Genomic DNA, 13,974 nt, shown 5'->3' with positions numbered 1-13,974 from the left:
CTGGGCCATTCCTGCAAAAAACTATGCCTGTATTGCACTCGGAAACCCAGCACAAGAAGGGTTTGCAACGGCACCTTCATTGCTAAACCCCTCGGATAAAAACAGATAGAGCACTTCGCCTACAATATTCATATTCCGAGAGGGGATTGCCTGCCCAAGGAGGTCGGAGGATATACCTTTGACAACGGGTATGTTTTCCGAGAGCTTGTTTTACGCTAACTATTTTGTCTCAGGGGGGGGGTGCTTCCGCGCACGGGTGGTGCCGGAAGAGATGGAGCGAGCATAAAACAGATTAACCGGAGTTCATCATGAAAGCGAAAATCGAAACGATCACCAAAGAAGCATTCAGCAAATATGGCCAGGTCATTGAAATGCCGATCAAGACTGAGCCCACCATTGCCGTTCCGACGGTTAACTTTTGGAAGCAGCAGGCATTTCTTGCCATCGACGGTGATGTCGAAGTGGGCGTTCTGAACATTAAGAAAATGGATATGGTCTACGATGACCTCGAAAACCACTTTGAAACCCAGACCGGCCTAATCTCCCTCACAGGCGACTGGGCGATCGGTGTAGCCACGCCCAGCGATGCTGTTCCGAAAGCCGAAGACATGAAAGCCTTCCGCGTAGCCAAAAACCAACTCGTTGTACTCGCCGACAAATGCTGGCACACCGCGCCCTTTGCTGTAGACATTGAAGAAAACATCATGCTGGTGATCTGCAAAAAGGATTTCCTCGATAACGACACGGTATACGAAAAGATCGACCAGCCCGGCGAACTGGTATTCTAGAGGAGTATAAGTTTAAAAATGCAAAGGGCGGTTCCATGAGCCGCCCTTCCTCTTTTTGCGCAGAATGGATTTAGTTGTTATTACTTCAGCACAATCCTGAATCCATAGGCATGCGCGACACCAATATCTGCGGGCAACTCAATCCGGATTTTTTTTGCGGACGAATTCCATTTTCCAAAGATCTTCAAAAAATGGCCCGGCATGTCGCCAGGGGCCTTCCGGTGCAGGGAAAAAAGCTCTGTTGCTACTGAAGCTCCCGTGCCGGGAGCCTCCTTTTTTCTTATTCAAATCATACCGCTGTGCTACACCTGAAACATGTTTACGATCCGCCCATATGAAAACAGGGACAAGGTCGCGGTCTGGAATCTGCACAACGCTGCCCTGCGTCCCACAGGCGCGCATGCCGGAAACGGCGATTGGGATAACGACCTGCATCATATCCCCGAAGTCTACCTCGAAACCGGCGGCGTTTTTCTGGTTGGACTCCTGAACGGCGGCATCGTGGCCATGGGCGCACTTGAACGCAAAGGCCAAGGGCAGGCCGAAGTCCGTCGAATGCGAGTGCACCCGGATCAGCAACGAAATAACTTCGGACAGTTGATCCTTGAGCAGCTGGAAGAATCGGCCCTCCAACTCGGCCTCCGCAATTTGTATCTTGAAACCACAACGCTTCAAGAAACTGCTCAGCGTTTTTACATGAAGAACAATTACAGGGAAACCGAACGCAAAATAATCGCCCCATTCGAAGTGATCCATTATGAAAAAACGCTGGGGACAAAAGGAGAAGAATGAAAGCCTTCTATCTAGCCATCCTTTTTTTTACCGGAGGCTTCTGTTTTGCACAGGAAGCCGAATTTATGACGTTGTCCCCAGCAACCACCATATCCAATGCGGCTCCTGGGGAAACCGGCATCACCTACCATGTTTATGTTCCAACCACATTCAAGCAGGATAACCCACCTCCCCTGATTATCGCCTTCAGCCCCGGCGGCAAAGGGCATCAGATTATGACCAAGCTTAAACCCAGCGCGGAAAAAGCCGGCTGGCTGTTGGTCGGGGTGGATAAACTCCGGAATGGAATGAAAGACGAAGCCCTTGAGACACAGATGGAAGACGAGGTGCTGGACGACATCTTCCGGCGCATTCCCCACAATCCCCAGCGCATCTACCTCAGTGGGTTCTCGGGAGGAGCCATGCGAGCCTATGGCATTACCGCCCGGCGGAAGGAGCCGTATGCCGGGGTAATTGCCTACGGCGGATGGCTTGGCGGCGATGACTATCAGGAGTTGCCCTTCCGCGAAAGCATGGCGGTCGCAATCATCAACGGCGTAAACGACAAGGGAGCAAACAAGTGGGATGAAATTGACTCGGCCACGCTAAAAAAGCGCAATTGCCGCATTCAAAAATTCACCCACCCCGGCGGACATAAAATTGCACCGTCCGATGTAAAAGACGCTGTTCTCCAATGGCTGCAGGAAGACTGGGAAGCAATGAGCCATAAAAAAATCTTGCCCATTAAACCCGGAACCACCTACTACGTGAACTTTCCAGAGCTTGGCCAGACTTGGAAGGATGAGCCAGCCAAAGCAGGCATCTATTTCCCGACCGATTATTCGCCGGATAAAACGTATCCGATGCTGGTCTGGTTCGGCGGGGGCGCTGGCACGAACAATCCGAAAAAAGCGGCGGCCATCACCGAAGGCAAAGGGTATATCTGCATTGCCCTGCCCTACCGAACAGACAAAGGCGAAGAGGCCGGGGGGTGGCAGACACCGTGGCCGTATTACCAAACCATGCTCAAAAAACTGGAAACACTGGCTCCGAACGCGGATCCTCAAAAGCGGGTGGCAGGCGGTTATTCCTCGGGAGGGGCGGCGGTCATGCATCAGCTGGGCCATTCAAACGAAGCATTTCAGAACTATTTCCATGCATTCATTCCTGCCGGAGCCGGATGGCCGATGGGCGGGCTGGAGAGCATCAAAGGCCGACCCATGCTCGCCATTATCGGAGCGAACGACAAACGACGGGTTAATTTCGAAAAGCTGGATGAAGCCGCGCGCGAGGCCGGGGTCGACATCACCTTCCTCGTACTTGAAGGCGTAGGGCATAAATTTCCTGAAACCAGCTATCCGCAGGTTCGGGAATGGCTGCGGCAGAAAGTGGAAATGCCATACATTAAGTGAATACATGAGCGAAAGAAGTCGCCCGTCAGCCGCAGAACAACTGCCGGGAAGCCGGTTTACTTCTGGGAAACAACGGGTTCCAGATAGATGTTCCGGTAAGCCACCGTGGTGTGGTCGCCCTGCAGATAGATGGGGCCGGGCGCTGCGGGATTGGTGAAAATAGCCCCCGCCGTGGGTCCGGATACCGGTTGGTTATCGATCACCTTCTCGCCATTCAGCACCACCGTGAAATGGCGGTCGACCAACGTAATGTCATAGCTCTGCCACTCACCACCGGCTTTGCCGGCGTTGTGCGACGGAGCAATGGTTCCAAAGATGGCTCCCACGCCCTGCATCCCCTGCATTCGGCTGTCGCGATCCACCACCTGCGCCTCATACATGCCCCGCAGATAAACCCCGCTGTTTCGGTTGGTACCGATCAGAAACTCGATGTGCAGCCGGAAGTCGCCGAAAACCTCTTCGGTCCTTAAGTTTGCATACGCTCCAGTGGCGCTGAAGTCCGTTTTCGGCGTGGAATTCTTCAATGTGCCGTCCACTGCAGCCCAGCCATTTACCTTGTCCGACTCGTGAACCCGCCAGCCCGTCATATCCTTTCCGTTAAAAAGCGTGATGGGCTTGCCAAACCGGACCTTGGCCAGATTTGGAGCAGAGGCCGGCATCGGGGGAATCTTCTTTCCGGTGAACGCCTCGCGCTCCCCCCTTCCATTCGGCGACGAGCGGACAATCACTCCGTCCAGCTTCCCGTCTTTTGTTCCTACGTCAATCGTCTGAACGGAGACCGATTTACTCTTTTTATTTTTCTTCCGGATTTCAAATTTGAGCCGGCCGTTTTCAATTTTTGCATCGCGGTGCGGGCCGGCCGGCCCGACATAGAGCCGCAGGAAGGCCAAGGGCTGCCCATTGGTTTCAGCCACCCGCATCCACGCGGGCAAACCGGAATCAAGCTCGAGCGACCAATCGCCCAGCAGCTCCTTCGGAACCGGCTCGGCATGCAACGTCGATGCAAGTGCTAAAAGCATAAGGCCAGAGAGTCCAAAAACACATTTTTGCTTCATATTCATGGCAGTTCCTCTATCTAAAAATCATATGTATTATTTTGAAGGACCAAGCAAATAGGTATTGAACCACTGCACGAACTGCTGTTCATCCGTCGCCCGGTCGGGCCAGCCGTGGCCGCCCCCCTCTTTGATCACGACATCGACCACAGCACCCTCTGCTCGAGCGGCTTTCTGAAAACTCAAGGCCTGATGGAGCGGAACCACTTTATCTTGGTCGCCATGGATAATGAAAACGGGCGGCGTGTCTTTGCTGACATGGTAGATGGACGACATCGCACGGCCAAGAATCTGACGGCCCTCCGCGGTATCCGCTTCCGGGCCGAAGGCCGGCTTCCATCGCTCCTGCTTGCCGATGCCGACCGCTTCGTCGCCGGGCTCCGCCCAGTTTAGATAGTCCGTCGGAGGATAAAAAACGGCCGTGGCCTGCACCGCGCTGCTGGCGCGGTCGACGGGATCCTTTGCCTTTGGATCACCTTCACCGCCCTTTGTTGCAAGGATTAAACTCAGGTGCCCGCCCGCGCTGCCGCCGGTCACGCCGATTCTATGGGGATCAATGCCCCATCGATCCGAATTAAAGCGGATAAACCGAATGGCTCGATGCATGAAGCCCATGATGTCCCGCACCTTGTACCGAGGCTGGGAGCCATGGAAAACAGCAAACACCGTGTAGCCTTGGTCCGTATAGGGTTTCGCAAATTTTTCATCCAGTATGCGGTATTTTGATTTCCACCCGCCGCTTACGATTTTTACCACGGCCGCGCCGTTTTGATTCTCGGGGGTAAACACATCCATGGTCAGGGCAACCCCTTCAAGACGGTGGTATATCACATCCCTCTCCACTTCCGTCGCAAAGGTGATCGTTGCGATCGAAAGGGCCAGTATCGTGAGTCGCTTAGTCATTAACACATGTTCCGTTCTTAAACTCATATAGGTCAAGCTAAAAGCAGCTTGCTTGAAGCCACATACCGATTCGAAACTCCTTGAACAAGGACTTGTGGGATGATTGCGAATGCTCCAGTTTAGATGCTCTTGCATGCACCGAAACCTGGAATGCCTTTGCAGGCCAAGACTCCGATGTCTGTCCGTTCACAACCCCGAGTCACGGACGGCATGCTTTGCGTAGTGGTCGGCATAATGGTCCAGCCCGGCCCCAATCAGACGGAATTCAAGATCGCCGACGGCGACGTCCCGGCAACCAGCTTTGCCATGGCCGGATAGATCGACCACGGTCATCCGGCTTATGCCATTGCACCCATACAACGCATTCAGCTGGCTTAATCGCTTATCATCGAGCGGAGCATCCACGGAAAGCAAGAGCCCCTCGAGCTCCCCGTTTCGCCGCACTAGCATGGGGAAGCGCTGGCAGAACCGAGCCGCGTTTAGATGCCCGTTCTTCGGCCGGACCAATAAGGAGCTTGGGCTGAAAGAGTCCTCCACCAAGGCGCCCCACTTTCGCTTGAAGCGGAAGACGCCATCGCTCAAAAAGGTCCGCGTCCCCGTAAAGTCCACCGCCCAAAGGCCTTGGTCCAAAGCATGCTTTATTCCGAAATAATACACGGCGCTGATCGCAGCCTGCGGCGGTTTTTCAATGCAGTCGGAAGGCATGCCCAGCCATAGGAAATAGAGCGCACCATCCTCAGGATAAACAACGCCCGCCACCACGACCCGCTCGCCTTTGAAGATCTGCAGCAAACAGCCCTTGCCGGCGCGGCGAACCACATGCCGGCGCGACGCTTTGACTGCATCCAGGCCATGCCTGCTTTCGATAAACGGCAGGTACATTTCATCGTAGAATTTTTCGATGGCCGCCCGGTCGTTCGTTGGCTCGCATCGGTATTCATTCAGACGGATGTGCCGTAAATCCTGCCGGCGGGTGGTATGGCGAAACAAGCGAATAGTGTCTTCCCACGTCTCGCCCAGCTCCAGTGCCATCCCCGCCCAGTCGGGCATCTCAAGATACACGCCGCTGCGGTTCATCAACCCATGGTATGGCCAGCCGATATCGACGATCGCCACATCGGATGCCGCCTCCATCCGATCCATGTGCCTTCGGAAGGTCAGCAAAGTCGTCTTCCGCTCTTCCACAACGTCGCATTCCTCAAACAGGTTCTTCTGCAAATAGTGGTAGTTCCCGTATCGCCCGACATACAGAAGGGCCAGCGGATCGTCGCTGCCCTTCATGGTTCCGCGCAGCAAGATGACCGAGCAGGGCATCTTGAAAATCAATTTAATGCCCAGTGGCAGATGCTGGCCATATAACTTAAAAAAGTAAAACAGGCGTCTGCACGCTCCTCTGGCCCTTGATAGCAGCCTCATGGCATTGACCAGTAATCGCTTAAGAACGTGCAGTTGAATGGTTTCATCAGAGAAAGGGTAAGTAGAAGGCAGGTTTACTGTCAAGGTTTGCTTCCTCTCCGGCTTTCAGGATTGATTGGAAACCGCCTGCACCCCATTCTGTCGCTGTAGCTTCGTGGAGGAAAATCGTGAACGGCAAAAAACTCAACAGGAAGGTGAAGCGGGCAACCAGCGCGGTGCTGGCCGGCTTTTGCATTCTGCTCATCGTATCAAGCGCCAGCAGCTGGCTGATCTGGAACGAATACTACACCGGCATGTTCAAGCAGGACATCTTCCGCGCCGTCCTCCTCGGCAACATCGTCACCTCCGCCGTCGGCGCCTGCATGGTCTACTTCGCCAAGAAATTCTGATTTTCCCCGACAGCCTCCTCTTCTGAAACTCCCGTCGCGGATAAGTTCCCGCCGTTTCTTCTTTATGCAGACCCATGAAATATCATTCATTCATCGTCATGATGAAACACTGGCTATCCGGATTTATACTGCTCACCGCATTTTCAGCTATCGCTGAAACAAACGCCCCGCCCCGAGGCGGACCGCCACTGGGATGGTCGACGTCGGTGCGTGGCGGATCGGTGTATAATTTCGAAACGGATATGGATGGGGGCGGCAACTTTTCTTTGCACCGCTACTCTGTGGATGCCGGCCTGGCCTATCTCTTTAAGGCGGACCGGATGATCTCGCTGTCGGTCGGCTACGGGCTGGACGACTATGACTTTTCAGGAGTCGAGCGCCAGCCGTGGAACAATATCGAAAACTATCGCGTCAGCAGCTTCACCCGCTGGGCCCTCGATGAGGAGTGGTCGCTTTTTGCAATCCCTTCCGTCCGCTCGTATGGAGAGAAGGGAAGCTCGTTTGATGATACGCTGACAGGAGCGTTTATCGGCGGCGCATCCTACAAGTTCAGCGACCGGCTAACGCTGGGCCCCGGATTTGCGGTGGCCGGGCAGATCGAAGATGATGCGCGCTATTTCCCGGTGCTCCTGCTGGACTGGAAAATCACCGAGCGGCTCAGCCTAGGTACGGGCAGCGGCGGCGCTTCCTCCTCTGGGCCGGGGCTGACCCTGAGCTATACGGCGTCGAAGCAATGGATCTATGAACTGAGCGCGCGTTACGAAAGAAGACGTTTCCGGCTTGATAAAAACAACCGGTTTGCTCCGGGCGGCGTGGGGGAAGATCGAAATATTCCAATCACTGGAAGCATCACCTATCAGCTATACCCGGGAACATCTCTTTCCGGAATAATCGGTAGCTCCTTTGGAGGAAGGCTTCGGGTCGAAGACCGCTCTGGAAATAAACTGCGTTCCGAAGACTATGACCCTGCTGCATTCGCTGGGTTGATTTTGAAAATACGGATGTAACTTCGCTCTTTTCTGAGGAAAACCGTGAACAGCAAAAACGCTGAGCGCCCCGCCAGATAGTTTCCAGACCTTGGAAAAGCAGGCGCTTGAAGCCCGGCTCGGCTAGAATGCCGCGGCCAGGCCGATTGCGCCCCACGAAAGGTCGCCTAAGCACTCTCGATCAACATCTTTCTGGGCCCAGCTGTGCGATAGTGATCCCACAAGATTGAGGCCGTCCATCAGCGCCAAACTGCCGGCGATTCCCACTTGAAAGTTGTTGGCGCCGTCATGTCCGTCGGTGGCATAGCCGAAGTCGAAGGCCTGCAGGACGTAGGGCTCAAGCATGAACCGTTCGCCGAATAGCGCGACCTCAGAGCTCAGCGTCAGCTCCAGAAAACCGCCCTCCGCTTCTGTTGAGTAGACATAGTCGAGGGCGGGAACGACAAAAGGAATGACATTCAACGCCACTCCAGCCGCGTACTCGTTGTCGTGCTCATGGTCCTCAAGAAACTCGAGCCGGGCATAGCCGGCCCGGACATCCAGAGGGCCGGCTGAAACGCAATATTCGATAAACACATTCACTTCCTGATAATCTTCTTCGTCTCCGGCCGCAAACCATGCGCCGGCAGCGATCCCCTTCCACTCCACGATGCCTTCGAACGAAAAGATGCCCCCATCGTCGAGATTGTTCCGCCCTTCCGAGACATACTTGCTCTCCCACAGCGCGGCCAAGCCCACCGCCGGCTGATTTGCCGACGCAGGCTCCTGATGGAGGGCGGCGTGCGCACCCGTGGCATACTTGCCTTCATAGAGAGCGTCCATGTGCGGTTTGGTGCTGTCTTCTTCAGCCATCGAAACGCTGGCGCAAAAGAACGCGCCAAGGGTGGCCAGCAAGGCAGCAATGGATGGTCTGGGGCTTTTCATGATGGGGTCTAAAAGTTCATTCATGGCGGGGTCCCCAGCCGGGCGTTTCCAAGGATTGGAACATTCAGCTCCAAGAGCCGGCGCAGCACCAGTGCAGAAATTGTCGTGCAGGCGCCGTGAGTCAAGGTTTGCAGAGGGAATGAAAAAGGCCGCAGAATAATTCTGCGGCCTTTATTCTTTTTCGGCGCTACTCAGCGTCCGGTGCAGCCGCGGACTCTTCAGTTGTCGCGGGCGCTGCCGCGGACTCTTCAGTTGTCGCGGGCGCTGCCGCGGACTCTTCAGTTGTCGCGGGCGCTGCCGGCATTTGAACTGGAGTTAATCCTTTGGCGCGGGAATCAATGGCTTTTTTTAGAGTAAAACCACCCTGCTTCCAGCCCACAGCTTCTTCTGGAGTAAATCTTTCACCGGACCAGTCTTTGGCTTCATCAATGCTAAACTCAGCTGTTACCCATCCTTTCGCCGTATCGGGAGTGAAGCCGTCGTTTCTCCAGCCCTGGGCAATGGAGGCATCAAAGCCGATATCTTTCCACGCGGCGATTTCACCTTCGGACATGCCTTCCCAGGTAGGGCTCATGCAACCGGCCAGTACTAGCAGGGATGCCGCCATAATCGTATTTTGAACTCTCTGTTTCATGATGATCTCTCCTTGTATAATTGAGCTTCACTTATTGTTTTTAGTCTGCAACTCGCGCCACACACGATGCGTTGGAAAATAGGCCATCAGGCCTATGTTGTCAATCCGGCATAAATTAGATGGTTTAAACCATACAATCGATTGCCGGTGGATTTGCAGCTTAAACCGCGGTGTTTAAAACAGTCTGCCTCTCGATTCCCAACCAATAAACGCATCCCGGCTCGGCGAAAACGCCCGTGCGAAAGTTGCAGCTCTTTGAACCAAGGTTTTGAGCACGGAGAAATTTGGTTCACAACACTTGGAGATTTATGACAGGGCTTATTGCCTATGAGCGGAACGATCTTATTTTGACGTGTTTTTGGGAATGATCGTAAACCAGCGGGTTATGCTTTCTTTTCCCTTGCCCTTAATCTTCGCGTGAACCAAAAAGGGTTCCCCTTTTTTCCTGAAAGCACCTTTGCCGGCATCCCCGTCAAGGCAGTACGAAACATCTGCATTGGCGCAAACAAACTTATAGCTGGTTGCAATGCCATTATCGCGCTCATTGGTGCTCGCGAAACCATATAAAACCCCGTCCGGCCCCCTGTATACGCAAGCTGCGCTCCAGTTGTTTTCAACCACCACATACGCCAGCCGGCTGCCCTGGCAGGCCCGCATGAAAGTCGCACGCCCTTTATTGATCTGATCCCACCAGCATGCTGAATCAATGCCCTCTTCCGCGCCGACGATCACCTCCACAAGTGCATGCACCTCCGGGTTCATGAAAGATTTTTTGTCATCTTTCACGGTATCGATGAAATCAATGTGCTGCTCCATGGTTCCCCCGAGCGTGTGGGTGCTTCCGGCATCCAGATTCGAGTCGATCTCTTCGTACCATTGTTCGGCCTGACCAGTGCTCAACGTGCTGGGGCCAACGCGCTCAACGCCCCAATCCTCACAAAGCTCCAAAAGCTCATCAAGATCGTCCTGGCCTCCCATATTCCATTTCTTCCAATCCGGCTCTTTGAAGGCTTCGACAGCCACCACCTTGTGCCCCCTGGCTTCAACATACTCCTTGCTTTTCAGCATCACGTTGTACCAACGATCAATCCGCGCGCTTCCATTCGACTTCTTATACCAATCGAGAATTCCCTTTTCATTATTAGGGCTGAGCATAATTGGAATTTTTGCGTCGATCATATCTGCAAATTTCAAAGCGCTATCCAGCATCTCGATTTGGCCGGCGCTTAAACTCCCGTCCTCGTTATAGGGCTCGTGCAGATAAAACCCGATCCGCACAAAATCGATTTCCGACCCCGCGTATTCAGCAGACTTTTTGGCATTGTAATAATTAACCCAGGTTGCGTCCTCGCCCCAATTTGTGACGGCCTTGCTTTCTCCGGCATTACGCGTATCGAATTTTACGGTTTTGGTTGTCGCGCCAAATGCCGTCACCGACCCAATCAGCAACGCGTTTAAACCCAGAGCAATTCCTCTTATTCCTCTCATATGAAGTTTCTTTATATAGACTCGCAGCTCCAGAAGCCCTGAAAATACGGGGCGTTTCCAAAGCCTGGAAAAGGCAGGGCTCGATCGCCGAGCGAGCCGTTCCAAAGAGCGTCCGCCGTTCCAGTCTCTGGAAAACTCGGCTCACAGAGCCGACACTACACCAAGGCGGAAGTTGGTGTTGGCTCTATGAGCCAAGGCCTTGATGGGCATGGAAAAAATTTGATTCGCGAAGACCGCCACTCGCTCTGTTGATTATGCCCAAGATAGATAGAAGCCATTTGCCCAACATTCCGGCCTTCAACTCCTTATTGGGCGGCTTCGGTCCAATCCAGCACCCCAACAATAGCTGAGCCATCCGATTATTCTCAACCTTGCCCCGGGAAGCGCCGCCAATAAAAACCTCAACCGTTCCTTGATCAAACGTGTAAAGCATCTCTTCGCCGTCTTTCATATCGCTCATTAATGCATTCAACTGGGCTAAACTTGGCAAAAGCGTTTTGAGCTCTTTCTTCTTACATTGTTTCTCAAAACCCTCGGTCCAGGATTCTTGAATGACATCCGCATCAACATCCCTTTTGAAAACCATGCGAACCACTTTTTTGGTGTCGGAGGCGATGATTTTTTCCCCGTCCGACGTCTTCGCCTCAAGGTACAAACCGGCAGCATATACTTTCACTTTAACGAATGTCGCCAGGCGCATGCCCATCCCGTTAAGGACCAGTGTGGAGTCGCCTAACTTATACGTCTCTGCAAATTCAACCCCTTCAAGCTCAGCGGCAAACAAATGGTGCGATGCTAGAATTAAAAAAGACAGGAGTAGCTTTTTCATATGAACCTCGCAGTAACCGATAGAAAATCGCGATTCAGACATCGCCCGAAGAAACCGTTTTAAAGTGGGGCTTCACGAGCAATAGATTTAACGGCGGGCGGGAATGTTGTCAAGATTGGCCGACCGCGGTAATGTTCACTTAACCAGGCGCGGTTCCTGTCTCATATAATCATCGATAATCGCCCGCTCTTGCGCGTATGATTGCTTTCGATTGAATAACCGCACCGCCCACACAGAAAAAGGATGCCTCATGTATAAGACAACGACCGACTCCGCCTTTGGCGCCATGAAATTCGACTATGGTTGGTGCAAAGAAGAAGACATCTCCTTCTTCGGGAAAACGATTACCGTGGAAGTCTTGGCCGAGGCCGAGGTCGGGCAGCCTATTTCGGATATCCAACGGAACCTATACACCCGCTTTTGCAACGAAATCAAAACGCTCTCAGCCACCGCACTTGAGGCTTTAAGAGCGTACTATTCCGAAAATCATCCCTTTATCATCATGCAAATGGACTTCCCCGGAAAACTTCCCGAACCAGATAGAATCACCGATATCGATCTCATTAATATGGTGATCCCCAAAACCGTATTCTTCCCGCAAGACAACCTCTACGCGATTCTCTGCGACTCCCCCTGGGAGCCGCAAGAAGGCCTGGCCATAATCATTTGCGACGACGCCGTTTCAATCGGGATCCAAAGCGAGGTTCTCTAGGTTGATGCCCCCGCCCTTGCGACCCGCTCGGCCTCGGAACGAATTCAAGAAACTGCCGGGCATTTCCAACGACGGGAAAACGCGGCTCACAGAGCCGACACTGCACCGGTGCGGAAGTTGTAGCGCTGGCTCTATATGAGCCAAGCTTTTGCGCGCGAAGGCCGAGTGACCGCCAAACCAGGGAGACCTCACAAATACCCTTATAACTCTCTATATGTTTTGTGTTTGCCCGTATGCATTTGCTACTATTTCTGCTGAGTTATGGGAGATTGTATGGATGTTTTATCTGGTGGGTTTATTCGGCGATTGTTTGGGGCGAAATGGTTTCCGCGGCTTTTTCAATGGATCGCACTCTTGGTGTTCGGGCTGATCATCTGGGGGGCCTGGGGGGCAAATACGCACGATTTGGCGTTTGCCAAAATTCTCAGAAACACCAACCTTTCCTGTCTGTTCGTCTGGTCGTATTGGTGGCCGGCGATGCTGCTTGCAGTTTTGTTCGGGCGGGTCTGGTGCATGGTCTGCCCGCTGGAGCTTGTGGCGGCATTGGGAAATAAAACCGGCCTGAACCGCAAGGTTCCTTCGATGCTGAAAAGCAGGTGGTTCATCACAATTGCCTATGGTCTGATTTTGATCGCGGGCATGTATTGCTCAGCCATTCATCGGGTTCCGTTCCGGATGGCGGTCTATCTTTTGCTGTTGTTCACGATGGCGGTTCTTGCAGGCCTTTTGTTTGAGAAGCGCGCGTTTTGCTCCTATCTCTGCCCTATTTCCCATTTGCTGCGTCTCTATTCCTGTTGTGCACCGCTTGAATGGAGAACCAAAGTTTCGTCGACGTGCAACGCCTGCCGGGAAAAATATCAGGCAGCGGGACAGCCGATTCCCTGCACCTGCCCGAGCGCGCAGTCGCCGGCGGCTTTAACAGACAACCGTTCATGCCTGCTGTGTACGCAATGTTTTAAGAATTGTCCGGAAGACAATATCCGGTTATCGACCCGCGCTCCGTTTAAGGATTTTTTCCAGAACATAAAGCTGAGCACCGCAGAGCTGGGCTTTATTGTGCTGGTCAGCGCGTTTGTCGTTTATGACATTGTCCCGGAGTGGAAAGTCACAAAACAGCTGCTGATGTGGCTGCCCGACCAAATCGTGAATTTGCTGGGACTTTCAGGCGCGGTTGCCAATTATACCGAGGCGCTGGTTTTATTTGTGGGGCTTCCGGTTCTGTTTTTCCTCATGGTCGTAGGCATCGCCAAGGTCTTTAGCAAAGAACGCGCAATAACGCTGGCCAATAGCTTTGGACTGCTCCTCCTGCCAACGATCGCCTGTACGCACATGGTGAAAGGACTCTTCAAAGCGGTCTCCCGGGTTCCGTATATCAGCATGGCCATCTCCGATCCAAACGGGGTTCAGACGGCAACGGAAATCTATGAAAATACGGCCATGGTCGACAAAAGCGCACTGGCCGTATTAGAGCCCATGGTGAATGTGCTGTGGGTGATATTTGCGATGGGTGCGCTATGGGCAACCGTTTTGATCCTGAAAAAATCCGCCGCTTTTAAACCGTACGCCCTCGGAACAAAATCCATCCTATTCTGCGGTGCCTTTGCCTACTGGAGCCTACTCGCCCTAGCCATTATCATGTGGCGGTTTTAGCTCTGGCATTCATCAAA

The 13,974-nt window shown here is 53.3% G+C and carries 14 protein-coding genes; 7 read left to right on the top strand and 7 right to left on the bottom strand.

All coding sequences use genetic code 11. The features are described from left to right. The first annotated feature begins 308 nt into the window (after nt 1-308). The 3 genes from SCARR_RS21005 to SCARR_RS20995 all read left to right on the top strand — a co-directional run bounded on the left by SCARR_RS21005 (nt 309) and on the right by SCARR_RS20995 (nt 2,971). Nucleotides 309-788, top strand: coding sequence for an ureidoglycolate lyase (locus SCARR_RS21005; protein ID WP_136063607.1), 480 nt, complete (start codon nt 309-311; stop codon nt 786-788). 315 nt (nt 789-1,103) lie between these two features. Then, entirely contained in the window at nt 1,104-1,580 is a 477-nt protein-coding gene (locus SCARR_RS21000) for a GNAT family N-acetyltransferase (protein ID WP_136063606.1), read from the top strand. Further along, a complete protein-coding gene (locus SCARR_RS20995; protein ID WP_136063605.1) occupies nt 1,577-2,971 on the top strand; it encodes a hypothetical protein in 1,395 nt (464 codons plus the stop codon). The genes SCARR_RS21000 and SCARR_RS20995 overlap by 4 nt, the downstream gene beginning before the upstream one ends. A 56-nt stretch (nt 2,972-3,027) precedes the next feature. Here the strand turns inward: SCARR_RS20995 and SCARR_RS20990 are convergent, their stop codons facing one another. From SCARR_RS20990 to SCARR_RS20980, 3 genes are all read right to left on the bottom strand, one after another. After that, complete coding sequence (locus SCARR_RS20990; protein WP_136063604.1) at nt 3,028-4,032, bottom strand: 3-keto-disaccharide hydrolase; 1,005 nt, start codon at nt 4,030-4,032, stop codon at nt 3,028-3,030. Between the two features lie 30 nt (nt 4,033-4,062). Next, nucleotides 4,063-4,929: an alpha/beta hydrolase gene (locus SCARR_RS20985; RefSeq protein WP_168433500.1), complete on the bottom strand. Its 867-nt coding sequence runs from the start codon at nt 4,927-4,929 to the stop codon at nt 4,063-4,065. A 186-nt stretch (nt 4,930-5,115) separates the two neighbouring features. Beyond that, nucleotides 5,116-6,255, bottom strand: coding sequence for a hypothetical protein (locus tag SCARR_RS20980; RefSeq protein WP_136063602.1), 1,140 nt, complete (start codon nt 6,253-6,255; stop codon nt 5,116-5,118). Nucleotides 6,256-6,512: 257 nt separating this feature from the next. On the opposite strand from SCARR_RS20980, the gene SCARR_RS20975 reads away from it, so the two are divergent. After that, complete coding sequence (locus SCARR_RS20975) at nt 6,513-6,734, top strand: hypothetical protein (protein WP_136063601.1); 222 nt, start codon at nt 6,513-6,515, stop codon at nt 6,732-6,734. A gap of 74 nt (nt 6,735-6,808) precedes the next feature. After that, a complete protein-coding gene (locus tag SCARR_RS20970) occupies nt 6,809-7,741 on the top strand; it encodes a hypothetical protein (RefSeq protein WP_136063600.1) in 933 nt (310 codons plus the stop codon). A gap of 102 nt (nt 7,742-7,843) precedes the next feature. On the opposite strand, the gene SCARR_RS20965 is transcribed toward SCARR_RS20970, so the two are convergent. From SCARR_RS20965 to SCARR_RS20950, 4 genes are all read right to left on the bottom strand, one after another. Further along, on the bottom strand, nt 7,844-8,668 hold the full coding sequence (locus tag SCARR_RS20965; RefSeq protein WP_136063599.1) for a hypothetical protein: 825 nt from the start codon (nt 8,666-8,668) through the stop codon (nt 7,844-7,846). Nucleotides 8,669-8,831: 163 nt separating this feature from the next. Next, entirely contained in the window at nt 8,832-9,278 is a 447-nt protein-coding gene (locus SCARR_RS20960) for a hypothetical protein (protein ID WP_187356382.1), read from the bottom strand. 342 nt (nt 9,279-9,620) lie between these two features. Next, nucleotides 9,621-10,766, bottom strand: a complete 1,146-nt coding sequence (locus SCARR_RS20955; protein WP_136063598.1) for a hypothetical protein — start codon at nt 10,764-10,766, stop codon at nt 9,621-9,623. 184 nt (nt 10,767-10,950) lie between these two features. Further along, nucleotides 10,951-11,595 (bottom strand): chalcone isomerase family protein, encoded by a 645-nt coding sequence (locus tag SCARR_RS20950; RefSeq protein ID WP_168433499.1) that lies wholly within the window; start codon nt 11,593-11,595, stop codon nt 10,951-10,953. A gap of 250 nt (nt 11,596-11,845) precedes the next feature. Between SCARR_RS20950 and SCARR_RS20945 the strand changes: the two genes are divergently transcribed. Both SCARR_RS20945 and SCARR_RS20940 read left to right on the top strand, forming a co-directional pair. After that, entirely contained in the window at nt 11,846-12,307 is a 462-nt protein-coding gene (locus tag SCARR_RS20945) for a DUF6985 domain-containing protein (RefSeq protein ID WP_136063596.1), read from the top strand. 273 nt (nt 12,308-12,580) lie between these two features. Next, complete coding sequence (locus SCARR_RS20940; RefSeq protein WP_168433498.1) at nt 12,581-13,957, top strand: 4Fe-4S binding protein; 1,377 nt, start codon at nt 12,581-12,583, stop codon at nt 13,955-13,957. Nucleotides 13,958-13,974 lie beyond the last annotated feature (17 nt).

Origin of the sequence: Pontiella sulfatireligans (assembly GCF_900890705.1) — a bacterium.
GTDB lineage: Bacteria > Verrucomicrobiota > Kiritimatiellia > Kiritimatiellales > Pontiellaceae > Pontiella > Pontiella sulfatireligans.
This window is presented reverse-complemented; position numbering and strand designations above follow the sequence as displayed.